This is a genomic window from Pseudomonas sp. F8002, from assembly GCF_013385495.1.
GTDB lineage: Bacteria > Pseudomonadota > Gammaproteobacteria > Pseudomonadales > Pseudomonadaceae > Aquipseudomonas.
Map to the genome: position 1 here is coordinate 1 of NZ_JACAPW010000014.1, position 22,048 is coordinate 22,048.

The following is a 22,048-nucleotide window of genomic DNA, read 5'->3' on the forward strand; positions in this document are numbered from 1 at the left end:
AACCATAAGCCGCCGTTACCTAAATAACGGATATGTACTCAACCCCAATCAAGAATAAGCCACCCGAGCAGCCCCAACCCCAAGCCCCTCCCGAAACGCCAGATAATGCTTCAACACCTGCACCGGCGCCTCAATCTGCGGATAGTGCCCAATATTCGCCAGCAACACCGTATCCGCGTGCGGCACCAGCTCACGATAACGCTGAACCATATGCCCCCCGGAAATCGGATCAACCTCCCCATCAATCACCCGCAACGGCACCTCCCCCCGCTGCATGGCCGCCACCCATCGATCCCGCTGCCGCCGACGCTGAGGAATATACGCAATCAACTTGTGCAAAATCCGCGGCCCATCCTGGCTCTCGATCAAGCTCCAGAAATCATCCAGCGCACTCTCACTGGGCCGAGTCGCCGGCCCGAAAATCTGCCCAAAACTGTTAGCCAGGGCATTACGCCCAAACGCCCGCCCAATCATCCAACCCAATGGGCTCAGCAACAGCTTCTGCACCAACGCCGGACGATGCGTCTCCGGAAACAACCCACCGTTGAGAAACACTCCGCTGGCCATCTGAAAGCGCCCTTCGTAATGCCGCGCCAATAACTCCTGCGCAACACTGTCACCGTAATCATGGGCCAACACATGCACCGGCTGCTGCACCCAAAGATGCTCCAGCAACGCCTGTTGCAAGTCCGCCTGCTCCAGCAGGCAATAGGTGTGGTCCAGCGGCTTGGCCGAATCGCCAAACCCCAGCATGTCGCAGGCAATCACTTGATAGCGCTGGGCCAACGGCTGCCAGAGGTAATGCCAATCCCAACTGGCCGTGGGAAAACCATGGATCAGCAGCAACGGCTCGCCCTGCCCCGCCACCCAGTACCGAATGGTGCGGCCGCGAAACTCAAAGCTCTGGGCACGCTGGCGCCAGATGCGCAGTGGGATCTCGGCGAGTGGCATCAGCTTTTATACCCGGGGTCGAGTGCATCGAGTTTGCGCAGCAACGCCGGCCACGCCAGCGCGCCGCCCATGCCCTGAGCGCTTTTGGTGACCCCGGCGATCATCGCCCGGGCACCGGCCAATATCTGCGGCGCAATGCTGATCAGTTCAGCGCCACCGTTCTGCGCCATCACCTGGATATCGCAGGTGCGCTGGAAGATGAACATCATCAGGAACGTATCGGCGATGCTGCCGCCACAGGTCAGCAGACCGTGGTTGTGCAGCATCAGGAAATTGTTTTCGCCAAGGTCGGCCTGCAAGCGGGCCTTTTCCTCGTGGTTCAGCGCCACACCTTCGTAGGCGTGATAGGCCAGGCTGGACAACACGAACAGTGATTGCTGGCTGATGGGCAGCACGCCCTGCTTCTGCGCAGAGACGGCAATGCCGGAAGCGGTGTGGGTGTGCAGCACGCAGACCACATCGTGCCGCACTTCGTGCACCGCACTGTGAATGGTGTACCCGGCAGGGTTGACCTCGTAGGGACTGTCCATCAGCTTGTTGCCGGCCTGATCGACCTTCACCAGGCTCGACGCGGTGATCTCGTGGAACATCAGCCCATAAGGGTTGATCAGGAAGTCTTCGGTGCCCAGCACCTTGGCCGAGATGTGGGTGAAAATCAGGTCGTCCCAACCATGCATCGCCACCAGGCGATAGCACGCGGCGAGGTCGACGCGGGCCTGCCATTCGGCCGCGCTGACCTGGTCTTTTACGCTGTGTGTCGATTGAACAGTGGCTAGGCTCACGGCAATGACCTCCTTGGCGCGCTTATTATTGTTTTTTTGAGTGAAGAGGCAGTCTAGTCAGACCTCGAGGCCGCCGTAGTTGCATTGGCAGCCAGCTTGATGACCGAACGGGTCAGTCCTGAGGATAGTTCGATTTTGTTCTGCGCGTGTCAGAGAAGCGACGCCAATAAAGGCGCGGCGAACAGGTTGAGCAAGCCGGTCAGCACCATTACCAGGCCCGCCACGGAGCCTTCCTCACCGCCCACCTCATGAGCCCGGCTGACACCCGCGCCATGAGCGCCCACGCCAAACAATGCGCCACGGGCCAATGGCGTGCGCAACGGTAACCACTTGAGCAGTACGCCGCCGAGCATGGCGCCAAACACCCCGGTGAACATCACGAACACCGCCGTCAGTTCCGGCACGCCGCCCAGGTCGGAAGACACCGGCATCGCGAACGGGGTGGTGATCGAACGGGGCACCAACGACATCGTCACCGAGCTGTCGAGAGCGAGGGCCTTGGCCAGGCCATACGAAGTGGCAATGGACGCCGCGCTGCCCGCGACCATCCCCAGCAATAACGCTGACCAGTGGCGCATCAGCAATTGGCGCTGTTGCCAGATCGGAATGGCGAACGCCACGGTCACCGGGCCCAGCACCAGCATCAGCCAGTGGGTGTCGGTGGCGTATTCGGCATAAGCAGTTTTCATCGGCACGGCCACCGCCAGCAGCAGCGCCGGCACCAGGATCAGCGGCGACAGCAGGTAGCGCCCGGTGCGCCGGTAGATCCACCGGCTGAAGCCGTAGGCACCGAGGGTCAGCGCCAGCCAGAACATCGGCATCAGCTCAAGCTTCATGGCGCAGCTTCCAGCGGCAGACGAATTCCACGGTAAACGCAGTCACCAGCATCACCGACAAGGTGCTGAAGCCGATCACCAACATGATCCGCCAGCCGTCGTGCTTTACCAGGCCACCGTAGTCCAAAAGGCTCATCAAGGCAGGAATAAAGAACAGCAGCATCTCCGCCATCAGCACACCGGCGCCCAGTTGCAGGGCCGCCGGCTTTACCAGGCCGGTGGCGAAGGTCAGCAACAACAGGCCCAGGCCGATCACACCACCGGGAATAGGCCAGCTCAGCCAGGCGGCCAATTGGCAGCCCAGAAAATATATGGCCAGCAGCACAATCAGTTCAGTCAATAACCGACCGACGACTTTGAAGGTGAAACGTTTCATGAGCTTTGGGTCCTCGCAGGGCTCCCATTTTAAAGAGGCCCCTGGCATCCCCACAGCGAATTGTTAGACTGCAAGCTATTCCAAACTGGAATCATGTCGATGGAATTTAAACAACTGCGCAGCTTTGTCGAAGTGATCCACCGCGGCGGCTTTACCCAGGCCGGGAAAACCCTGCACATCAGCCAGTCCGCCGTCAGCAAGCAGGTGGCACAACTGGAGCAAAGCCTGGGCACGCCGCTGCTGGATCGCCTGGGTTCGCAGATTCGCCTGACGGCTGCCGGACAAGTGGTGCTGCAGCGGGCGGAGGCCATGCTGCGCCAGCAAACCGAGTTGCTCAGTGAGCTGGATGACTTGAATCAGTTGACCCGTGGCGAGTTGCGCATGGGCCTGCCGCAGTTGGGCGGCGACACGTTGTTCGCCGGGCTGTTTGCCGAATACCGCCGCCGTTATCCGAACGTCACCATCCAGTTGCTGGAAGGCGGCAGCCGCAATATCGAGCAGGCGATCTTGAGCGGAGAGCTGGAAGTGGGCGGCAGCCTGATGCCCAGCGACCCGGCACTCGCCTGGCAGGCATTCTGCGATGAACCGCTGGATGCCCTGCTGCCGATGGACCATCCATTGGCCGATAACGCGCAGATCCGCCTGGAGGAGTTGGCTGACACGCCGTTCCTGATGTATCAGCGCAGTTTTGTGTTGAACGACCGCCTGCTACAGGCCTGTCAGCAATTGGGCTTCACCCCGAAGGAAAGTGGTCGCAGCGGCCAGGCGGATTTCCTTGCGGCCCTGGTGGCCGCCGGCCAAGGCGTGGTGTTGCTGCCCAGCGTGGTGGCCCGGGGCCTGGTGCGGCCCGGGGTGGTGCGCCTGACACTCAAGGCGCCGGACTACCTGCGCTGGGACATTGCCTTTATCTGGCGTGAGGGCGCCTACCTGTCGAAAGCCGCCCAGGCCTGGCTGGCGTTATTGCGCGAGTTCCCGGTCAACCGCGCAGTGCAGTGACCAACTCGGCCAGCCAGGGCTCGGCGTCGGCTTCCGGGGTCACGCTTTCGCTGGCATCCAGGCGCAGCATCGGCAGTACTTCCCGTACGCCCAACTCGGCAAACAGCTCGCGCATTTGCTCGCCGCCGCCGCAGAAGGTGTCGCCATAGCTGGCGTCGCCCAGGCCGATCACCGCGCCGGGCAAGCCTCGCCAGGCGGCCGGCAGTTGGTCGCGAATGGTCGAGTACAGCGGCTGCAGGTTGTCGGGCAGTTCGCCCATGCCAGTGGTGGACGTCACGGCCAGGAAGGCTTCCGGAGCAAAGCCCTGTACGTCGGCGAGGGTTGCCCGCGGGTTGTGCCAGGCGTCGAAGCCGGCAGCGTTGAGGATGCTTGCAGCATGACGAGCGACTTCTTCAGCCGTGCCGTACACCGAGCCGGAAAGGATGGCGACTTTCATCAATCTGATCCTGTAGCTGACTAAAAGCCTGGGATATTAACAGCTGGGGCCCATGGACAGGCTGCCGGCATGTCTTAAACTGCAAACTCCAACTACAAGCCATGGACCGCTCAATGATTAACGCCAAGCTGATGCAACTGGTGATCAACGCTTCCAACGACGGCATCGTTATCGCCGAGCGCGAAGGCAAGGACAAGCCACTGATTTATGTGAACCCGGCCTTCGAGCGCATGACTGGCTACACCCTCGACGAAATCCTCTATCAGGACTGCCGCTTCCTGCAATCGGGCGATCGTGACCAGCCGGGGCTGATGGCGATTCGCGAAGCCCTGGAGAGTGGCGGCGCCTGCCGGGAAATCCTGCGCAATTACCGCAAGGACGGCACGCATTTCTGGAACGAGCTGTCGTTATCGACGGTTTATAACCCGGCCGACAAGCAGACCTACTTTGTCGGTGTGCAGAAGGATGTGACCGTTCAGGTCAAGGCCCAGCAGCGTGTCGCGCAACTGGAAGCCCAGTTGGCTGACCTCAAGGCGGAGCTTGCGGCACTCAAGGCGACGAGCGGATCTAACAAAAACTAGAAAACGCGGTCTTTAAAGAGATAATGGCGTTTTAATACCTTTTTCTTGAGCAAGATCAATGCAACGCGACGCGCTTTTGACGCAGGACGAGCTGGATTTTATTCAGACCATGCACCATAACCCGCAACTCAATGTGCGGGACGCGTCGTCGAGCCTGACGGTCAATGGCGGTGCGCAGATTCGTGATCTGCTCACCCGCCTGGCCGCCCATGACCATGTCACCCTCCAGGCCCAATTCGACAACCAGCAAATGACGTTTCCGCTGCAATTGGTGGAAGACGAGTTTCATGCCGTGCATCTGCGGCTGGGTGTACCGAGTATTTTCGAAGACGGGCCGATGATCCGCCCGTGGCGCCTGGCGCTCGAAGAGCCGGTACCCCTGGAAAACATCAAGGGCCAGCCCGGTGCGCTGTGGGTGCATGAGGTGTCATTCAAGGGATTGCTGGTGGAAATTCGCGGGCGGATCAAGGCGCCAAGAACCTTTTCGCTGTGGTTCAGTCCGTCCGGGTACGAGCGCATTTCGGTGCGGGGCACGCTGGAACGGGAAACTGCCCGAGGATTGTTCGCCTACCGCCTGAGCCAGAACGATGTGGATGAGACCGAGCGCCTGCGCCAGTTTATCCTGCAGCAACATCGCCTGTTTCACCCCGAAGTCCACGCCTGAAGTCAGGTATCCAGGTTACCGCGCAGAAACTGCTGCAAGCGGCGCTGCATCAATCGCCCTTCGTTACCCAGGCAGCCAACGGATGAACCCGCCAGTTGTTCCTGCGCCAACTCCGCCGCATCGCCGGCCAGCAACAGCGGGCAATCCAGGGTCAGGGCCAGCCGTTCAAGGCGCCGAGGCAAGCCATTGGCCGGAGAGTGATTGGAGAACACCACAAGGGCTTGTGGCCTGGTTTTTTCACAGACAAGGGTCAATTCATCCATCGGCTGGCCCACAGCCAGAACCTTGACCGCCAACTCGTCACCGCTCATCAACAGGCCTGCGACCAACAACTCCAGCTCTCGGCACTCCCCCGCAATGGCCGCCAGCAATACCCGTGGCGCCGCTGAGGCACAGCCTATCTGCAGGCGTTTCCAGGTTCGGCTGCGCAGGAATCCATCAAAAAACAGCCATTCACTGGTTTGGCCAAACAACCCCTGATGTCGCAACAGTTGCTGCCAGAGGGGCATCAGGATGTCCTGGAACACCACCGCGACCGGGTAGGCAGCGAAAATCTGGCCATACAACCGGTCCAGTTGCCGGTCGTCGAAGGCACCGACGGCCGTTCGCAACTGCGCCTGCCATTGGGCCCACTCATGCTCTGCACCTGCCGGCGAAGCAGCCGCCGCTTCGACTTGATGATCGTCGCGGGCGAGGATCTTGCCGACCTTGCTCACGGCCACGCCACGCTCGATCCAGTCAAGAATGCGATGAACGGTCTCGATATCGGTGCGCGAATACAGGCGGTGCCCACTTTCGGTGCGAACCGGGTGGATCAGCCCGTAACGCCGTTCCCAGGCACGCAAGGTGACAGGGTTGATGCCTGTCAATCTCGCGACTTCGCGAATCGGAAACAGCTCATCGGAATCGGCAGGGTTGCCAAGGGCCATTTCGGGACGTGGAGCAGTCATTACAGACATCAGGGCATCAATATACTGTCAGGAACTTGGATCCCATTTAACGCCCATACAGCTGTCCGATTCAAGGTCTTCGACAAGCCGACCAATGTCGCTGGTGTATTTCTGCAAAACAGGAATAATCCTTGCCTGTTTTTTCAACGTGGCTGCTTACCCCGCAGCTTCGTTCGTGCGCCGCCTACCCGGCCCAGTGCACCTGATCCTTATGGAGATACACAATGTCTACCTCCCCCGTCACCCTGATGGTTGCGCGCCGCGTGGCCAAGGGTCGCTATGAAGAGTTGATGGCCTGGCTGCGCGAAGGCGAGCAATTGGCCACGGACTTCCCCGGTTACCTGGGTTCAGGCGTGCTTGCACCGCCGCCCAACGATGACGAGTTCCAGATTATTTTCCGCTTCGCCGACGAAAAAACCCTGCATGCGTGGGAGTTTTCCGCCTCCCGTGGTGCATGGCTCGGGCGTGGCAGTGAGCTGTTTGCTGCGCCGTCGGAGCATCGCGTACGCGGTATCGACGGCTGGTTTGGCGCCGCCGCCGCACGTCCGCCGCGCTGGAAGCAGGCCGTGGCCATCTGGCTGGCATTTTTCCCGGTGTCGCTGCTGTTCAACTTCGGCCTTGAGCCGCTGCTCAGCGAGTTGGGGTTGCTGAGCCGTGTGCTGGTCAGCACCCTCGCGCTCACGCCATTGATGGTTTACTTCTTTATCCCGTTGTCGACCCACCTGCTGGCCGGTTGGCTGCATCCGGCGCCAGCCCGGGTAAAGGCCACCGAAGCCGCTGCTTGAGTACAAGGGAGGCCGCTCGCTGGTATAGTTTTAGCCTGCCAGCGATTCGAGCCTCCCATGTCTTCAACACCCGCCCCGATCCTGATCACCGGTGCCGGCCAGCGCGTCGGCCTGCATTGCGCCCAGCGCCTGCTGGACGAAGGGCAGCCAGTGATTTTCAGCTACCGCAGCGAACGTCCCGGCGTGCAAGCCTTGCGCGAACGCGGTGCGATCGGTGTGTTTGCCGACTTCTCCAACGAGACCGGTATTCTCGCCTTCATCGACGAACTGAAGACGCACACCCAAAGCCTGCGGGCGATCATTCATAATGCCTCGGCCTGGGTGGCGGAAGCGCCCGGCGACGAGAGCCGCGCCTTTACCGACATGTTCAGCGTGCACATGCTTGCGCCGTACCTGATCAACCTGCATTGTGCTTACCTGCTGCAACGCTCCACGCCTGCGGATATCGTGCACATCAGCGATGACGTGACCCGCAAGGGCAGCCGCCAGCACATTGCCTACTGCGCCACCAAGGCCGGGCTCGACAGCCTGACCTTGTCGTTTGCCGCGCAGCTTGCACCGGATATCAAGGTGAACGGCATTGCCCCGGCAATGGTGATGTTCAACGAGGGCGACGACGCGGCTTACCGCGCCAAGGTCCTGGCCAAGGCGGCACTGGGCATCGAGCCCGGCCCCGAGGTGATTTACCAGAGCGTGCGCTACCTGCTGGATAACCCGTATGTCACCGGTACCACCCTGACCGTCAACGGCGGGCGGCATATCAAGTAAGCCGTTTGCGAGGATGTTGTATGACTTTGTCCCTGCCCCACCACTACCGCGAGATCCTCAAGGGCCTGGGTGAAGACCCCGAGCGCGAGGGTTTGCTCGACACGCCAAAGCGTGCCGCCAAGGCCATGCAGTACCTGTGTCACGGCTACGAGCAGAATCTGGAAGAAATCGTCAACGGTGCGCTGTTTGCCTCCGACAACGACGAGATGGTGATCCTCAAGGACATCGAGCTGTATTCGCTGTGCGAGCATCACCTGCTGCCCTTTATCGGCAAGGCTCATGTGGCCTATATTCCGACCGGCAAGGTGCTCGGCCTGTCGAAGCTGGCGCGTATCGTCGACATGTTCGCCCGGCGCCTGCAGATCCAGGAGAACCTCACGCGGGAAATTGCCGACGCCATCCAGACGGTGACCCAGGCCGCCGGCGTGGCGGTGGTGATCGAAGCCAGGCACATGTGCATGATGATGCGCGGTGTCGAAAAACAGAATTCAACCATGAACACCTCGGTGATGCTCGGCGCCTTCCGCGAGTCGAACACCACGCGCATGGAGTTCCTGCAACTGATTGGACGGAGCAAGTAGCAATGCCACAACTTCAGCCAGGCATGGCGCGCATCCGGGTCAAGGACCTGTGCCTGCGCACGTTTATCGGGATCAACGAGGATGAAATCCTCAACAAGCAGGATGTGTTGATCAACCTGACCATCCTGTATGCCGCCCAGGAAGCCGTGCGCGACAACGACATCGACCACGCGCTGAACTACCGCACCATCACCAAGGCAATCATCGCCCATGTGGAAGGCAACCGCTTTGCCCTGCTGGAGCGCCTGACCCAGGAGATCCTCGACCTGGTGATGAGCAATACATCGGTGCTGTACGCCGAAGTCGAAGTCGACAAACCCCATGCGTTGCGTTTTGCCGAATCGGTGTCGATCACCCTGGCGGCCAGTCGCTAACCCTTACCTTTGCAGTGAGCATCATGAACGATCAACAACGCCTCGAACTCGAAGCCGCCGCCTTCCGCCGGCTGGTGGCCCACCTGGACAGCCGCAAGGATGTGCAGAACATCGACCTGATGAACCTCTCGGGCTTCTGCCGCAACTGCTTGTCCAAGTGGTACAAGGCCGAGGCCGACGAGCGCCAGATCGAGCTGAGCCTCGATGACGCCCGTGAAGTGGTGTACGGCATGCCGTACGCCGAGTGGAAAGCCCAATATCAGCAAGAAGCCAGTGCCGAACAGCAAGCGGCATTCGCCAAAGGAAAACCCCATGACTGACCTGAACACCCTGCGCGCCAGCCTCAACAGTGGCGAACATGTTTTTGCCGATACCCTGGCCTTTGTGGCTGCCGGTTACGACTACCAGCCACAAGCGTTCACCAATGGCAGCGTGGAAAACGCCGCCGGGCAGAACGAAGGTTCGTGCAAGACCCTGGGCCTGGCGCTGCTGGAAGGCTTGAGCGACCAGGAAGCGCTGTTGGCGTTTGGCGAGCATTACCGTTCGGTGCTGGCCACGCCTGAAGGCAGTGACCATGGCAACATTCGTGCGCTGATCGAGCATGGGTTGGCGGGTGTGAAGTTTGCCGCACAGCCACTGACCCGCAAATCCTGAGTCAGACATAGATCAAAATGTGGGAGCGGGCTTGCTCGCGAAAGCAGAGTGTCAGTCAATACATCGGGTGACTGACACACCGCTTTCGCGAGCAAGCCCGCTCCCTCATTTGGACTGCGGTGATCATCAAATCCCGTGCATAAAAAAACCGGCCTCGCAGCCGGTTTTTTTGTTTCTACGGTTTAGAACGAAGCGTCCTTCAACCCGTCGAGGTAACGCTCGGCATCCAGGGCCGCCATGCAGCCGGCGCCGGCGGAGGTGATCGCCTGGCGGTACACGTGGTCGGCCACGTCACCGGCAGCGAAGATACCTTCGATATTGGTGGCTGTCGCATTGCCTTCACGGCCGCCCTGCACGATCAGGTAACCGTCTTTGGCATCCAGCACGCCTTCGAACAACGAGGTGTTCGGAGTGTGGCCGATGGCGATGAACACGCCGTCGACTTTCAGCTCGTCGAAGCTGCCGTCGTTGTTCTTCAGGCGAGCACCGGTCACGCCCATGTTGTCGCCCAGGACTTCATCCAGGGTGGCGTTGAGCTTGAGGATGATCTTGCCTTCGGCCACGCGGGCATGCAGCTTGTCGATCAGGATCTTCTCGGCGCGGAAGGTCTCGCGGCGGTGAACCAGGGTCACGGTGCTGGCGATGTTGGCCAGGTACAGCGCTTCTTCCACCGCGGTGTTGCCGCCACCGACCACAGCCACTGGCTTGTTGCGGTAGAAGAAACCGTCGCAGGTTGCGCAGGCCGAAACGCCCTTGCCCATGAACGCTTCTTCCGACGGCAGGCCCAGGTAACGAGCGCTGGCGCCGGTGGCGATGATCAGCGCGTCACAGGTGTACACGCCGCTGTCGCCGGTCAGGCTGTAAGGCTTCTTGGAGAAGTCGACCTTGTTGATGTGATCAAACACGATCTCGGTTTCGAAACGCTCGGCGTGCTCTTTCATGCGCTCCATCAGCACCGGGCCGGTCAGGCCGTGGACGTCGCCCGGCCAGTTGTCGACTTCAGTGGTGGTGGTCAACTGACCGCCCGCTTGCATGCCGGTGATCAGCAACGGCTTGAGGTTGGCCCGGGCAGCGTAGACGGCAGCGCTGTAACCGGCAGGGCCGGAACCGAGAATAATCACTCGCGAATGACGGGTATCAGACATGACTCACTCCTATCGACCGCCCGGACTACAGAACGGCTGGAATAAAAAAGGACCGCGAAGCACTTGGGGAAGGCTTGAACTCGCAGATCCTGAAAATAATGGGTGCAGCGTATAGAGGGAGGCAAGATTAAGGAAATACGGATTAACAATCCAGCTCATAGGTGGTCTCTATCCCATGCCCTCTATTAATCGACACCTTTGTTACCGTTAATGTCGCGATGCGGGCCGTGCTTTCCCGGTACTCCCAAAGCCGGTAAGGTCGGCGCGTTCGCCCCTTTTGCCCGGAGTTATCCATGCCCGCCCCCGTTCTTTCAGGCCCACAGTACCTGCGCGAAGGTCTCAAACTGGTACTCAGCCCCGGCCTGCGGCTGTTTGTGCTGCTGCCGCTGGCAATCAACCTGATCCTGTTCGTCGGATTGATCTACTTCGCCGGCCATCAGTTCAGCCTGTGGGTCGACACACTCATGCCGACGCTGCCGAGCTGGCTGAGCTTCCTCAATTACCTGTTGTGGCCTTTGTTCGTGGTGCTGGTGGTGCTGATGGTGTTTTTCACCTTCACCATGCTTGCCAACATCATTGCCGCGCCGTTCAACGGCTTTCTGTCGGAAAAGGTCGAAGTGGTGGTGCGCGGCACCGATGATTTCCCGGCGTTCAGCTGGGGCGAACTGGCGGCCATGGTCCCGCGCACCCTGGCCCGGGAAATGCGCAAACTGGGTTACTTCCTGCCCCGGGCCATCGGCCTGTTTATCCTGTCGTTCATCCCGGTGGTCAATCTGGTGGCAGCACCGCTGTGGCTGCTGTTTGGTGTGTGGATGATGGCGATCCAGTACATCGACTACCCGGCCGACAACCACAAGCTGGGCTGGAACGAAATGCTCGCCTGGCTGCGCCAGAAGCGCTGGCAGAGCATGAGTTTTGGCGGCATCGTCTACCTGGTGCTGCTGGTGCCAGTGGTCAACCTGCTGATGATGCCGGCGGCGGTGGCCGGGGCGACGCTGTTCTGGGTGCGAGAGCAAGGCGCCGAGGCGATGATCGTTAAAAAGGCCTGAGCCGTCACAAATCCATCATCCAAAAGACACAATGACGACATGGCCCACGCCGACACTGTGGGTCATGACGACAGCTTCGCTCCACATCACCCTGATCACCGAAACCTTCCCGCCAGAGATCAACGGGGTGGCCAATACCCTTGGCCGCCTGTGTGACGGTTTGCGCGCGCGCGGGCATCAAGTCGAACTGGTTCGCCCGCGCCAGGGCAGCGACCAGAGCCGGCCCAGCGACGACGGCCTGATGCTCTGTCGCGGCTGGCCGCTGCCGGGCTACCCGGGGCTGCAATGGGGCCAGTCGTCGATGCACAAGCTGTTGCGGCGCTGGACCCGCCAGCGCCCGGATGTGTTGTATATCGCCACGGAAGGGCCGCTGGGTTTGTCGGCGTTGCGGGCGGCGCGGCGCCTGGGGATCAGCGTGGTGAGTGGCTTCCACACCAACTTCCAGCAGTATTCCAACCAGTACGGCCTGGGCATGCTGAGCCGGGTGCTGACCCACTATCTGCGCTGGTTCCATAACCGCTCGACCCTGACCCTGGTGCCCAGCGCCAGCCAGCGACTGGAGCTGGAGCGGCGCCATTTCGAGCGCCTGGGCATGCTCGCGCGCGGTGTCGACAGCCAGCTGTTTCACCCGGCCAAACGCGACAATGCGTTGCGTGAAAGTTGGGCACTGACCAGTGAGCAAACTGCCGTGCTGCATGTCGGCCGCCTGGCCCAGGAAAAAAACCTCGGGTTACTCAAGCGCTGTTTCGAGACGCTACAGGACACTTATCCACTGCGCCAGATGAAACTGATCATCGTCGGCGATGGCCCGCAACGGGCGATGCTGGAAAAGGAACTGCCGGAGGCGATTTTCTGCGGCACCTTGCGCGGTGAAGAACTGGCCCGGCATTACGCGTCCGGGGATGTGTTCCTGTTTCCCAGCCTGACCGAAACCTTCGGCAACGTGGTGCTGGAGGCCATGGCTTCAGGGTTGGGCGTGGTGGCATACGACCAGGCGGCCGCAACCCAGCACATTCGCCATGGCTACAGCGGCGTGCTGGCGATGCCGGGGGATGAAGAAGCGTTTTGCGATGCGGCCAATTGGCTGCTGGAAGAGCGCGAGAGCTTGCGCCGGGTGCGGCTCAATGCCCGGCAACACGCCAGCCGTCAGGGTTGGCCGGCGATTATCGAGCAGTTTGAGCGCCAATTACGCGGGGTGTGCGAGGACGAGCAACCGGTGCCCGCCCTGTCGCCCCTTACACCAACGTCGTCAACGCCTCACGACTGAACGGCAGGATGTCGCCTTCACGGCCTTCGCGAACCTTCAGTGCCCAATCCGGATCCACCAGCAGCGCACGACCCACAGCGACCAGGTCGAACTCGTCGTTGTTCAGGCGCTCCAGCAGTTTTTCCAGGCTGGCGGGTTGCGCCACTTTGTCGGTGTTGACCATGAACTGCAGGAACTCGCCATCCAGGCCGACGCTGCCCACGGTGATGGTCGGCTTGCCGGTGAGCTTGCGGGTCCAGCCGGCCAGGTTCAGCTCGGAGCCTTCGAATTCCGGCTCCCAGAAACGGCGGGTGGAGCAGTGGAAAATATCCACGCCGGCGTCAGACAGCGGCTTGAGGAATTCACCCAAGGCTTCCGGGGTTTGCACCAGGCGCGCGGTGTAGTCCTGCTGCTTCCACTGAGAGAAACGCAGGATGATCGGGAAGTCCGGGCCCACGGCGGCGCGGACGGCCTGGATCAACTCGATGGCGAAACGCGAACGGTTGGCCAGGCTGCCGCCGTATTCGTCGGTGCGCTGGTTGGTGCCTTCCCAGAAGAACTGGTCCACCAGGTAGCCATGGGCGCCGTGGATTTCAACGCCGTCCATGCCGATGCTCTGGGCATCCTTGGCAGCCTGGGCGAACGCGGCGATCACGTCCTTGATGTCTTGCACGGTCATGCCGTGGACGACGACGTTGCCGTCCTTGAGTTTTTCGGTGGGGCCGTAAGCCGGCACGCTGGCATCCGGCTCGGTGCCGATGCGCCGAACGCTGCCCACATGCCACAGTTGCGGAACGATCTTGCCGCCTTCGGCATGTACCGCGTCGACTACTTTCTTCCAGCCGGCCAGGGCGGCTTCACCATAGAAATGCGGGACGTTCGGGTAGCCGTTGGAAGCCGGGTGGCCGACCACGGTGCCTTCGGTAATGATCAGGCCGACACCGGCGGCGGCGCGGCGGCGGTAGTACTCGATCACTTTGGAGTTGGGCACGCCCCCCGGAGAAAAGGAACGGGTCATCGGCGCCATGACCACGCGGCTCGGCAGTTGCAGTGCACCGAGCTGGAACGGTTTGAACAAGGCTTGGACAGGCATGGGAGCACTCCATCGGAAAGGAATTTATGATGTGGATAATATGGAGTGTGCAGCGTGTTGGATAGCACTATTGATTGGGGTGATTAAGGGGTAAAAGCGGGAGGGCATGGGGCTGCTTCGCAGCCCAGCGGGAGCAAGCTCCCTCGCCACAGCAAGCTCCCTTGCCATAGGAGACTCCCTGCCACAGGAAGCTCCCTTGCCACAGAAACTCACTCGATAATGCTGAAAGTATCAGCTCAATGCTTTTTCGATCGCCTGAATAATGGAGGGGTCATCCGGCGGTGTACGCGGCGAGAAACGCGCCAGCACCCGGCCGTCCTTGCCCAACAGGAACTTCTCGAAGTTCCAGGTGATGTCCCCGGGAAATTCGGCGCCCTCGCCCGCCAGCAATCGATACAGCTGGTGGCGATCGTGGCCATTCACCTCAAGCTTGCTGCCCAGGGGAAAGGTCACGCCGTAGTTGAGGCTGCAGAATTCCTGGATTTCTTCTTCAGTACCCGGTTCCTGCCCGGCAAATTGATTGCACGGCAGCCCGAGTACGGTGAAACCCTGGTCTTTGTATTGCTGATAGAGGTTTTCCAGCGCGGCGTACTGTGGGGTCAACCCACATTTGGAGGCGACGTTGACCACCAGCACGACTTGCCCCTTGAAGGGCGCCAGAGGCAGCTCCTGACCATCCAGGGCTTTGAGTTTAAGGTCGTGGAAAGCACTCATGACGAACTCCAGATATCCCATGTTCTTCGTAACGGCCATTCGAGATTACAGCCGCCAAGTCGGCAAGAATAGCCGCCAAATGAAAAAGGCGCCCGAAGGCGCCTTTTTCCAACTGACAGAGCGTCGCTCAGTCAATTAATGGTGGTGACCACCTTCGCCGTGCACGTGGCCGTGGGCCACTTCTTCCTGGGAAGCGTCACGGATAGCGACGATCTTCACCTGGAAGTTCAGGCGCTGGCCTGCCAGCGGGTGGTTGCCGTCGACGGTCACGTCGTCGCCGTCCAGGTCACGGATGGTGACGATTTGCATCTGGCCGTCCGGAGCGGAAGCGTGGAACTGCATGCCCACTTCCAGCTCGTCGACACCTTCGAACATGCTGCGGCTCAGGGTGCTGACCAGTTCGGCAGCGTATTCGCCGTAGGCATCTTCAGGTTCTACGGCAACGGTCAGTTCGTCACCGACCTCTTTGCCTTCCAGGGCCTTTTCCAGGCCCGGGATGATGTTACCTGCACCTTGCAGGTAGACCAGCGGCGCGCCGCCGGCAGAACTGTCGATGACCTCACCAGCGTCGTTGGTCAGGGTATAGTCAATGGAGACAGCCTTATTGGCGGCGATCGGCATGGGGCGAGACCTTTTGCAGAAGAATGAAGAACGGACAAGTCTAAACAAGGATTTGCCCGAAAGCGAACACAACCCGGACGGACGGGGTCGAACAACTGACCCGACGGTCGTCGGATTTCACCAGGACGAAGACCGGCACTGGGTCGTCGAGCTTTCCTGCGGCCACACCCAGCACCTGCGCCACCAGCCACCCTGGCAATCCCGGGCCTGGGTCACGGACCCGGCGCAACGCCTTGAAAAAATAGACAAGCCCTTTACGTGCGGCTGGTGTGCGCAAGGCTCAGATAAAGATAACCTTGGCACCTGATTCCCGGTAGGCAGCCAGCCATAGGCCGCCACCGAAGCCATGCACCTCCAGAGAATTCGCATGCAGACTTTTTTTATCGCGCCCACCGATTTTGGTGTGGGTCTGACCTCCATCAGCCTTGGGCTGGTGCGCACCCTTGAACGGGCCGGGCTGAAAGTCGGCTTCTTCAAACCGATTGCCCAGCCGCACCCCGGCGACACCGGCCCCGAGCGCTCTACCGAGCTGGTGGCCCGCACCCACGGCCTGAAACCGCCCCAGCCTCTGGGCCTGGCCCATGTCGAACGGATGCTCGGCGACGGCCAGCTCGACGAGCTGCTGGAAGAAATCATCACCCTTTACCAGCAAGCCGCCGTGGGCAAGGACGTGCTGATCGTCGAAGGCATGGTGCCGACCCGCAGTGCCAGCTATGCGGCCCGGGTCAACCTGCACCTGGCCAAGAGCCTGGACGCCGAGGTGATCCTGGTCTCGGCCCCGGAAAACGAAGTGCTGACCGAACTCTCCGGCCGCGTGGAATTGCAGGCCCAGCTGTTCGGCGGCCCGAAAGATCCAAAAGTGTTGGGTGTGATCCTCAACAAGGTGCGCACCGACGAAAGCATGGAAGCCTTCTCGGCGCGGCTCAAAGAGCATTCGCCTTTATTGCGCAGCGGCGATTTCCGCCTGTTGGGCTGCATCCCCTACCAACCGGAACTCAACGCCCCACGCACCCGCGACGTGGCCGACCTGATGGGCGCGCAGATCCTCAACGCCGGTGACTACGAAACCCGGCGCATGACCAAAATCATCATCTGCGCCCGCACCATGCGTAACACTGTGGAGCTGCTCAAGCCCGGCGTATTGGTGGTGACCCCCGGCGACCGCGACGACATCATCCTCGCTGTCAGCCTGGCCGCCATCAACGGCGTGCCGTTGGCCGGCCTGCTGCTGACCAGTGACACCCTGCCCGACCCACGGATCATGGACCTGTGCCGGGGCGCGTTCCAGGCCGGTTTGCCGGTGCTGTCGGTGAGCACTGGCTCCTACGACACCGCCAACCAGCTCAACAGCCTGAACAAGGAAATCCCGATTGATGACCGCGAACGTGCGGAGATCATCACCGATTTCGTCGCCAGCCACCTCGACGCCCGCTGGCTGCACCAACGCTGCGGCACGCCGCGGGAGATGCGCCTGTCGCCGGCGGTGTTCCGCTATCAACTGATCCAGCGCGCCCAGGCCGCCAACAAGCGCATCGTGTTGCCCGAAGGCAGCGAGCCGCTGACCGTACAGGCTGCGGCCATCTGCCAGGCGCGCGGGATTGCCCGTTGCGTGCTGCTGGCCAAGCCAGCGGACGTGGAAGCGGTGGCCCGCGCCCATGGCATCGAGTTGCCCGAAGGCCTGGAGATTCTCGACCCGGACTTGATTCGCCAGCGCTACGTGGAGCCGATGGTGGCCCTGCGCAAAACCAAAAGCCTCAACGCGCCGATGGCCGAGCAGCAACTGGAAGACACCGTGGTGATCGCCACCATGATGCTCGCCCTGGATGAAGTGGACGGCCTGGTCTCCGGCGTCATCCACTCCACTGCCAATACCATTCGCCCGGCCCTCCAACTGATCAAGACCGCGCCGGGCTGCACCCTGGTCTCGTCGGTATTTTTCATGCTGTTCCCCGAGCAAGTGCTGGTGTACGGCGACTGCGTGATGAACCCGCACCCCAGCGCGGCGGAGCTGGCGGAAATCGCCCTGCAAAGCGCCGACTCGGCCGCCGCATTCGGTATCACGCCACGGGTGGCGATGATCAGTTACTCCAGCGGTGATTCGGCCACGGGCGAGGAGGTCGAGAAGGTCCGCGAAGCCACCCTGCTCGCCCACGAAGCCCAAAGCTCGCTGCTGATCGACGGCCCGTTGCAGTACGACGCCGCCGCCAACGAAAGCGTGGCCCGGCAACTGGCGCCCAACAGCCTGGTGGCGGGCAAGGCCACGGTGTTCGTGTTCCCGGATCTCAACACCGGCAACACCACCCACAAGGCCGTGCAGCGCAGTGCCGATTGCGTCAGCCTGGGCCCAATGCTGCAAGGCCTGCGCAAACCGGTGAACGACCTGCCCCGCGGGGCGCAGGTGGACGACATCGTGTACACGATCGCATTGACCGCGATTCAAGCCGCCAACCGACCTATGGATGTCTAAATGCTGGATTTTCTACCTGCCGCCGTGCGCGGGGTGATCGCCTCGCTGTTGCTGGCGTTGAATACGATTTTGCTGTGCTCGTTCCTGTTTATCGTGGCGCTGTTCAAGGCGCTGCCGTTTGCCAAACGCTTCAGTGAATGGCTGATGAACCAGACCCACGAGGCCTGGATCAGCAACAACAAGGCCTGGATGAACCTGGTGCGACGCACCCGCTGGCACCTGAAAGGCCTGGAAGGCCTGGACTATGAACACTCATATCTGGTGACCAGCAACCACCAGAGCTGGGTCGATATCATGGTGCTGCAATACGTGCTCAACCGGCGCATTCGCCCGCTGAAGTTCTTCCTCAAGCAGGAGCTGATCTGGGTCCCGGTGATTGGCTTGGCGTGGTGGACGCTGGGCTTCCCGTTCATGAAGCGCTACACCAAGGCGTACCTGGAAAAGCACCCGGAAAAGAAAGGCAAGGACCTGGAAACTACCCGCAAGACCTGCGCGAAGTTTCGCCACAACCCGGTGGGAATCTTCAACTTTGCCGAAGGCACGCGGTTTACCCCGGGCAAGCATGCACAGCAACAGTCACCGTTTCGCTACCTGCTCAAGCCCAAGGCCGGCGGCATTGCCTTTGTGCTGGATGCCATGGGTGAGCAGCTGAAGTCGCTGGTGAACGTGACCATTCACTATCCTGGTGGGCGCCCCGGTTATTGGGATTTGCTGTGCGGGAATGTGAAGGACGTTGTCGTGCAGTTTGAAGAGGTGCAGATTCCGGCCGAGTTTATCGGCAAGAATTATGAGCAGGATGGGGAGTATCGGTTGGCGTTCCAGGGCTGGATCAACCGGTTGTGGGAAGAGAAGGATGTGTTGCTCGCCAAATTGCACACAGATTATCCCGCCAGTCACTGATCAAAATGTGGGAGCGGGCTTGCTCGCGAATGCGGTGTGCCAGCCTATACATGTGGCGGCTGACACTCTGCTTTCGCGAGCAAGCCCGCTCCCACATTTGACCGAGTTGTTTTCAAGGCCCCATAAAAAAAGCCCGCCAACATGATGGCGGGCTTTTTTGTGCACTTGAAGCTTAGATCGCGCCGCGCTGGCGCAGCAGCTCCAGCACTTGCTTGACGCTGTCTTCCAGCGACAACGCCTGGGTGTCGATCACCAGGTCCGCATTCAACGGTACGTCATACGGGAACGACTCACCCGGGATGTTATCGCCGCCCGCCGCGTACAAACCTTGCGGATCACGCTCGGCACACACCAGCGGCGAAGCCTGCACGTACACGGTCAGCAAACGATCACCGCCGATCAGCGTCTTGGCCTGTTCACGCCCTTCAGCATCCGGGGCAACAAACGCCGCCAACGTCAGCAAGCCGGCTTCGTTGAACTGACGCGCCACGTGCGCGGCACGACGCCAGTTCTCGGTACGCCCGGCACGGTCCTGCGGCAAGCCCTTGTTCAGGTCGTGGCGCAGGTTCTGGCCGTCCAGCACAAACACCGCACGGCCCATGTCGAACAGCTTGCGTTCAACCGCGTAGGCCAGGGTGCTTTTGCCGGCGCCCGACAAGCCGCTGAACAACACGGTCGCCGGTTGCTGGCCGAAGCGCTGGGCGCGTTCTTCGGTGGCCACGTGAGCCAGTTTGCCGTGCTGCGCCGCGCTGCCATGGGTCACCGGCGGCGCGATGATCATGCCCGCAGCCACGGTGCCGTTGGTCAAACGGTCGATGACGATGAACGAACCGGTGGTGCGGTTGCTCGCGTAACCGTCCAGGGCGATGACCGTGTCGAGGCTGACCTTGACCCGGCCAATCTCGTTCAACTGCAAGGCGCTCGCCGGGCCTTCTTCCAGGGTGTTCACATCCACGCGATGCACAATGCTGGTGATGGAACCCGGCACGTAGCTGGTGGCGCGCTTGATGTCGTATTTCTTGCCCGGCAGCATCGGTTCTTCAGCCATCCACACCAGCATGGCGTCGAAAGCATCGGTCACTTTCGGCACATTGTCGGCATGCACCAGCAGGTCGCCACGGGAGATGTCGATTTCGTCTTCCATGGTCAGGGTCACGGCCTGGCCGGGACCTGCGTTTTCCAGTTCACCTTCAAAGGTGACGATGGATTTGACGCGGCTGCTCTTGCCCGACGGCAGCACCACGACTTCGTCGCCCTTGTGCACGATGCCGCTGGCCAGGGTGCCGGCAAAACCACGGAAGTTCAGGTTCGGACGGTTGACGTACTGCACCGGGAAACGCAGGTCGGTGTAGTTGCGGTCATTGGCGATCTCGACGGTCTCGAGGATCTCCATCAGCGACTGGCCGGTGTACCAGGGCGAACGCTCGCTCTTGTTCACCACGTTGTCGCCCTTGAGGGCCGACATCGGCACGAAGGCCAGGGTGCTCGGCTTGAACGCGATACCGTCGGCAAACTTCAGGTAATCAGCCTTGATCGACTCGAATACGCTTTGGTCAAAGCCATTGATGTCCATCTTGTTGACGGCCACCACGATGTGCTTGATGCCCAGCAACGAGGCGATGAAGCTGTGGCGACGGGTCTGGGTCTGCACGCCGTAGCGGGCGTCGATCAGGATGATCGCCAGGTCACAGGTGGAGGCACCGGTGGCCATGTTGCGGGTGTACTGCTCATGGCCGGGGGTGTCGGCGATGATGAATTTGCGCTTGGCGGTGGAGAAGTATCGGTAGGCAACGTCGATGGTGATGCCCTGCTCACGCTCGGCCTGCAGGCCGTCGACCAGCAACGCCAGGTCGATGTCGTCACCGGTGGTGCCGGATTTTTTCGAATCGCGGGTGATGGCTTCCAGGTGATCCTCGTAGATCATCTTGGAGTCGTGCAGCAGGCGCCCGATCAGGGTGCTCTTGCCGTCGTCGACGTTGCCACAGGTCAGGAAGCGCAACATTTCCTTGCGCTCGTGCTGGCCCAGGTAGGCGAGGATGTCCTCGCTGATCAAATCAGATTGATGCGACATGACAGCCCCTTAGAAATAGCCTTGACGTTTTTTATCTTCCATCGAGCCTGCACCATCGTGGTCGATGACACGGCCCTGGCGCTCGGAAGTTCGCGTCAGGAGCATTTCCTGAATGATGTCCGTCAGCGTCTCGGCTTCGGACTCCACCGCGCCCGTCAACGGGTAGCAGCCAAGGGTACGGAAACGTACTTTCTTTTTGACGATTCGGGCTTTGTCTTCGTCGGACAGGTGCTCGAGGATGCGGTCGTCGTCGATCATGATCAACGTGCCGTTCTTCTCGATCACTTCGCGTTCGGCGGCGAAGTACAGCGGGACAATCGGGATGCCTTCCAGGTAGATGTACTGCCAGATATCCAGCTCGGTCCAGTTGGACAGCGGGAACACACGGATCGACTCGCCTTTGTTGACGTTGCCGTTGTAGACGTTCCACAGCTCCGGGCGCTGGTTTTTCGGGTCCCAGCGGTGCTTGCTGTCGCGGAACGAGTACACGCGCTCTTTGGCACGGGATTTCTCTTCATCGCGACGGGCACCGCCGAATGCAGCATCGAAACCATACTTGTCGAGCGCCTGTTTCAGGCCCTCGGTCTTCATGATGTCGGTGTGCTTGGCGCTGCCGTGGGTGAACGGGTTGATGCCCTGCGCCACACCGTCCGGGTTGACGTGAGTGATCAACTCAAGACCAAGCTCTTCGACCATCTTGTCGCGGAACTTGTACATCTCCTGGAATTTCCAGCGGGTGTCGACGTGCATCACCGGAAACGGCAGCTTGCCCGGAAAAAAGGCCTTGCGTGCCAGGTGCAGCATCACGGCGGAGTCTTTACCGATCGAGTAGAGCATCACCGGGTTATCGAACTCGGCGGCGACCTCGCGGATGATGTGGATGCTTTCCGCCTCCAGCTGTTTCAGATGCGTCAGTTTGTCGACCATGGTTACTCACGGAAAAACGATCTTATGGACGGCCAGCGGGCCGTGTTCGAGCGGGGCATGCTAGCACAGCGCCTGATTCTA

Annotated in this window: 26 protein-coding genes; 14 read left to right on the forward strand and 12 right to left on the reverse strand. The window is 60.8% G+C overall.

The features are described from left to right. Positions 1 to 48: 48 nt before the first annotated feature. The 4 genes from HX811_RS11195 to HX811_RS11210 all read right to left on the reverse strand — a co-directional run bounded on the left by HX811_RS11195 (position 49) and on the right by HX811_RS11210 (position 2,945). Positions 49 to 951, reverse strand: coding sequence for an alpha/beta fold hydrolase (locus tag HX811_RS11195; protein ID WP_134325762.1), 903 nt, complete (start codon positions 949 to 951; stop codon positions 49 to 51). Further along, positions 951 to 1,733, reverse strand: a complete 783-nt coding sequence (locus HX811_RS11200) for a class II aldolase/adducin family protein (RefSeq protein ID WP_177045933.1) — start codon at positions 1,731 to 1,733, stop codon at positions 951 to 953. Before HX811_RS11200 ends, HX811_RS11195 begins: the two co-directional genes overlap by 1 nt. A gap of 149 nt (positions 1,734 to 1,882) precedes the next feature. Then, a complete protein-coding gene (locus tag HX811_RS11205) occupies positions 1,883 to 2,569 on the reverse strand; it encodes an LrgB family protein (protein WP_102368140.1) in 687 nt (228 codons plus the stop codon). After that, entirely contained in the window at positions 2,559 to 2,945 is a 387-nt protein-coding gene (locus tag HX811_RS11210) for a CidA/LrgA family protein (RefSeq protein ID WP_008432321.1), read from the reverse strand. The genes HX811_RS11205 and HX811_RS11210 overlap by 11 nt, the downstream gene beginning before the upstream one ends. Positions 2,946 to 3,044: 99 nt before the next feature. Here HX811_RS11210 and HX811_RS11215 point away from each other — a divergent pair, with 99 nt between their 5' ends. Further along, entirely contained in the window at positions 3,045 to 3,941 is an 897-nt protein-coding gene (locus tag HX811_RS11215; protein WP_177045935.1) for a LysR family transcriptional regulator, read from the forward strand. Here the strand turns inward: HX811_RS11215 and HX811_RS11220 are convergent. Continuing rightward, a complete protein-coding gene (locus HX811_RS11220; RefSeq protein ID WP_010176981.1) occupies positions 3,922 to 4,377 on the reverse strand; it encodes a flavodoxin in 456 nt (151 codons plus the stop codon). The genes HX811_RS11215 and HX811_RS11220 overlap by 20 nt on opposite strands. A gap of 113 nt (positions 4,378 to 4,490) precedes the next feature. On the opposite strand from HX811_RS11220, the gene HX811_RS11225 reads away from it, so the two are divergent. Beyond that, on the forward strand, positions 4,491 to 4,958 hold the full coding sequence (locus HX811_RS11225; protein WP_003208484.1) for a PAS domain-containing protein: 468 nt from the start codon (positions 4,491 to 4,493) through the stop codon (positions 4,956 to 4,958). A gap of 58 nt (positions 4,959 to 5,016) precedes the next feature. Continuing rightward, positions 5,017 to 5,622: a hypothetical protein gene (locus HX811_RS11230; protein ID WP_003208483.1), complete on the forward strand. Its 606-nt coding sequence runs from the start codon at positions 5,017 to 5,019 to the stop codon at positions 5,620 to 5,622. A 2-nt stretch (positions 5,623 to 5,624) separates the two neighbouring features. On the opposite strand, the gene HX811_RS11235 is transcribed toward HX811_RS11230, so the two are convergent. Beyond that, positions 5,625 to 6,581, reverse strand: a complete 957-nt coding sequence (locus HX811_RS11235) for a MerR family transcriptional regulator (RefSeq protein ID WP_043225723.1) — start codon at positions 6,579 to 6,581, stop codon at positions 5,625 to 5,627. 215 nt (positions 6,582 to 6,796) lie between these two features. On the opposite strand from HX811_RS11235, the gene HX811_RS11240 reads away from it, so the two are divergent. From HX811_RS11240 to HX811_RS11265, 6 genes are read left to right on the forward strand one after another with little or no spacing between them, the layout of a single operon-like run. After that, positions 6,797 to 7,357: an antibiotic biosynthesis monooxygenase gene (locus HX811_RS11240; protein WP_008432309.1), complete on the forward strand. Its 561-nt coding sequence runs from the start codon at positions 6,797 to 6,799 to the stop codon at positions 7,355 to 7,357. Positions 7,358 to 7,414: 57 nt separating this feature from the next. After that, complete coding sequence (gene folM / locus HX811_RS11245) at positions 7,415 to 8,125, forward strand: dihydromonapterin reductase (protein WP_003208477.1); 711 nt, start codon at positions 7,415 to 7,417, stop codon at positions 8,123 to 8,125. A gap of 20 nt (positions 8,126 to 8,145) precedes the next feature. Continuing rightward, positions 8,146 to 8,706 (forward strand): GTP cyclohydrolase I FolE, encoded by a 561-nt coding sequence (folE, locus tag HX811_RS11250; protein WP_010176988.1) that lies wholly within the window; start codon positions 8,146 to 8,148, stop codon positions 8,704 to 8,706. A gap of 2 nt (positions 8,707 to 8,708) precedes the next feature. Then, positions 8,709 to 9,080 (forward strand): dihydroneopterin triphosphate 2'-epimerase, encoded by a 372-nt coding sequence (gene folX / locus HX811_RS11255; protein ID WP_003208474.1) that lies wholly within the window; start codon positions 8,709 to 8,711, stop codon positions 9,078 to 9,080. 23 nt (positions 9,081 to 9,103) lie between these two features. Next, complete coding sequence (locus HX811_RS11260; protein WP_003208473.1) at positions 9,104 to 9,400, forward strand: DUF1244 domain-containing protein; 297 nt, start codon at positions 9,104 to 9,106, stop codon at positions 9,398 to 9,400. Next, a complete protein-coding gene (locus HX811_RS11265; RefSeq protein WP_008432300.1) occupies positions 9,393 to 9,734 on the forward strand; it encodes a HopJ type III effector protein in 342 nt (113 codons plus the stop codon). The genes HX811_RS11260 and HX811_RS11265 overlap by 8 nt, the downstream gene beginning before the upstream one ends. A 182-nt stretch (positions 9,735 to 9,916) precedes the next feature. Here HX811_RS11265 and trxB read toward each other — a convergent pair whose 3' ends face one another. Next, positions 9,917 to 10,879, reverse strand: a complete 963-nt coding sequence (trxB, locus tag HX811_RS11270; RefSeq protein WP_003208470.1) for a thioredoxin-disulfide reductase — start codon at positions 10,877 to 10,879, stop codon at positions 9,917 to 9,919. Positions 10,880 to 11,172: 293 nt separating this feature from the next. Here trxB and cysZ point away from each other — a divergent pair, with 293 nt between their 5' ends. Both cysZ and HX811_RS11280 read left to right on the forward strand, forming a co-directional pair. Continuing rightward, a complete protein-coding gene (gene cysZ / locus HX811_RS11275; protein WP_177045937.1) occupies positions 11,173 to 11,928 on the forward strand; it encodes a sulfate transporter CysZ in 756 nt (251 codons plus the stop codon). Between the two features lie 64 nt (positions 11,929 to 11,992). Continuing rightward, complete coding sequence (locus HX811_RS11280) at positions 11,993 to 13,195, forward strand: glycosyltransferase family 1 protein (RefSeq protein ID WP_008432296.1); 1,203 nt, start codon at positions 11,993 to 11,995, stop codon at positions 13,193 to 13,195. Here HX811_RS11280 and HX811_RS11285 read toward each other — a convergent pair. The 3 genes from HX811_RS11285 to HX811_RS11295 form a co-directional block, all read right to left on the reverse strand. Beyond that, positions 13,164 to 14,267 carry an NADH:flavin oxidoreductase gene (locus HX811_RS11285; RefSeq protein WP_003208465.1) on the reverse strand — a complete coding sequence of 368 codons (1,104 nt, stop codon included), beginning with the start codon at positions 14,265 to 14,267 and terminating at the stop codon, positions 13,164 to 13,166. The genes HX811_RS11280 and HX811_RS11285 overlap by 32 nt on opposite strands. Before the next feature lie 231 nt (positions 14,268 to 14,498). After that, the gene (locus tag HX811_RS11290; protein ID WP_003208462.1) at positions 14,499 to 14,981 is read right to left on the reverse strand and encodes a glutathione peroxidase; all 483 of its coding nucleotides are present in this window, start codon (positions 14,979 to 14,981) and stop codon (positions 14,499 to 14,501) included. A gap of 135 nt (positions 14,982 to 15,116) precedes the next feature. Further along, positions 15,117 to 15,602, reverse strand: a complete 486-nt coding sequence (locus tag HX811_RS11295; RefSeq protein WP_003208457.1) for a peptidylprolyl isomerase — start codon at positions 15,600 to 15,602, stop codon at positions 15,117 to 15,119. Here HX811_RS11295 and HX811_RS11300 point away from each other — a divergent pair. From HX811_RS11300 to HX811_RS11310, 3 genes are read left to right on the forward strand one after another with little or no spacing between them, the layout of a single operon-like run. Then, positions 15,571 to 15,909, forward strand: coding sequence for a DUF3565 domain-containing protein (locus HX811_RS11300; RefSeq protein ID WP_003208456.1), 339 nt, complete (start codon positions 15,571 to 15,573; stop codon positions 15,907 to 15,909). The genes HX811_RS11295 and HX811_RS11300 overlap by 32 nt on opposite strands. Positions 15,910 to 15,969: 60 nt before the next feature. Then, positions 15,970 to 18,069, forward strand: coding sequence for a phosphate acetyltransferase (pta, locus tag HX811_RS11305; RefSeq protein ID WP_003208454.1), 2,100 nt, complete (start codon positions 15,970 to 15,972; stop codon positions 18,067 to 18,069). Further along, the gene (locus tag HX811_RS11310) at positions 18,070 to 18,969 is read left to right on the forward strand and encodes an acyltransferase (protein ID WP_003208452.1); all 900 of its coding nucleotides are present in this window, start codon (positions 18,070 to 18,072) and stop codon (positions 18,967 to 18,969) included. A 172-nt stretch (positions 18,970 to 19,141) separates the two neighbouring features. Here the strand turns inward: HX811_RS11310 and cysN are convergent, their stop codons facing one another. Next, complete coding sequence (gene cysN / locus HX811_RS11315) at positions 19,142 to 21,040, reverse strand: sulfate adenylyltransferase subunit CysN (protein ID WP_177045939.1); 1,899 nt, start codon at positions 21,038 to 21,040, stop codon at positions 19,142 to 19,144. Positions 21,041 to 21,049: 9 nt separating this feature from the next. Beyond that, on the reverse strand, positions 21,050 to 21,967 hold the full coding sequence (gene cysD / locus HX811_RS11320) for a sulfate adenylyltransferase subunit CysD (protein ID WP_003208447.1): 918 nt from the start codon (positions 21,965 to 21,967) through the stop codon (positions 21,050 to 21,052). Between the last annotated feature and the right edge of the window lie 81 nt (positions 21,968 to 22,048).

Bases quoted from the DNA above. Each gene is read 5' to 3' on its own strand.
- HX811_RS11195 (WP_134325762.1), bottom strand. From the start codon at position 951: ATGCCACTCGCCGAGATCCCACTGCGCATCTGGCGCCAGCGTGCCCAG.
- HX811_RS11205 (WP_102368140.1), bottom strand. From the start codon at position 2,569: ATGAAGCTTGAGCTGATGCCGATGTTCTGGCTGGCGCTGACCCTCGGT.
- HX811_RS11210 (WP_008432321.1), bottom strand. From the start codon at position 2,945: ATGAAACGTTTCACCTTCAAAGTCGTCGGTCGGTTATTGACTGAACTG.
- HX811_RS11215 (WP_177045935.1), top strand. From the start codon at position 3,045: ATGGAATTTAAACAACTGCGCAGCTTTGTCGAAGTGATCCACCGCGGC.
- HX811_RS11220 (WP_010176981.1), bottom strand. From the start codon at position 4,377: ATGAAAGTCGCCATCCTTTCCGGCTCGGTGTACGGCACGGCTGAAGAA.
- HX811_RS11225 (WP_003208484.1), top strand. From the start codon at position 4,491: ATGATTAACGCCAAGCTGATGCAACTGGTGATCAACGCTTCCAACGAC.
- HX811_RS11230 (WP_003208483.1), top strand. From the start codon at position 5,017: ATGCAACGCGACGCGCTTTTGACGCAGGACGAGCTGGATTTTATTCAG.
- HX811_RS11235 (WP_043225723.1), bottom strand. From the start codon at position 6,581: ATGTCTGTAATGACTGCTCCACGTCCCGAAATGGCCCTTGGCAACCCT.
- HX811_RS11240 (WP_008432309.1), top strand. From the start codon at position 6,797: ATGTCTACCTCCCCCGTCACCCTGATGGTTGCGCGCCGCGTGGCCAAG.
- folM (WP_003208477.1), top strand. From the start codon at position 7,415: ATGTCTTCAACACCCGCCCCGATCCTGATCACCGGTGCCGGCCAGCGC.
- folE (WP_010176988.1), top strand. From the start codon at position 8,146: ATGACTTTGTCCCTGCCCCACCACTACCGCGAGATCCTCAAGGGCCTG.
- folX (WP_003208474.1), top strand. From the start codon at position 8,709: ATGCCACAACTTCAGCCAGGCATGGCGCGCATCCGGGTCAAGGACCTG.
- HX811_RS11260 (WP_003208473.1), top strand. From the start codon at position 9,104: ATGAACGATCAACAACGCCTCGAACTCGAAGCCGCCGCCTTCCGCCGG.
- HX811_RS11265 (WP_008432300.1), top strand. From the start codon at position 9,393: ATGACTGACCTGAACACCCTGCGCGCCAGCCTCAACAGTGGCGAACAT.
- trxB (WP_003208470.1), bottom strand. From the start codon at position 10,879: ATGTCTGATACCCGTCATTCGCGAGTGATTATTCTCGGTTCCGGCCCT.
- cysZ (WP_177045937.1), top strand. From the start codon at position 11,173: ATGCCCGCCCCCGTTCTTTCAGGCCCACAGTACCTGCGCGAAGGTCTC.
- HX811_RS11280 (WP_008432296.1), top strand. From the start codon at position 11,993: ATGACGACAGCTTCGCTCCACATCACCCTGATCACCGAAACCTTCCCG.
- HX811_RS11285 (WP_003208465.1), bottom strand. From the start codon at position 14,267: ATGCCTGTCCAAGCCTTGTTCAAACCGTTCCAGCTCGGTGCACTGCAA.
- HX811_RS11290 (WP_003208462.1), bottom strand. From the start codon at position 14,981: ATGAGTGCTTTCCACGACCTTAAACTCAAAGCCCTGGATGGTCAGGAG.
- HX811_RS11300 (WP_003208456.1), top strand. From the start codon at position 15,571: ATGGAGACAGCCTTATTGGCGGCGATCGGCATGGGGCGAGACCTTTTG.
- HX811_RS11295 (WP_003208457.1), bottom strand. From the start codon at position 15,602: ATGCCGATCGCCGCCAATAAGGCTGTCTCCATTGACTATACCCTGACC.
- pta (WP_003208454.1), top strand. From the start codon at position 15,970: ATGCAGACTTTTTTTATCGCGCCCACCGATTTTGGTGTGGGTCTGACC.
- HX811_RS11310 (WP_003208452.1), top strand. From the start codon at position 18,070: ATGCTGGATTTTCTACCTGCCGCCGTGCGCGGGGTGATCGCCTCGCTG.
- cysN (WP_177045939.1), bottom strand. From the start codon at position 21,040: ATGTCGCATCAATCTGATTTGATCAGCGAGGACATCCTCGCCTACCTG.
- cysD (WP_003208447.1), bottom strand. From the start codon at position 21,967: ATGGTCGACAAACTGACGCATCTGAAACAGCTGGAGGCGGAAAGCATC.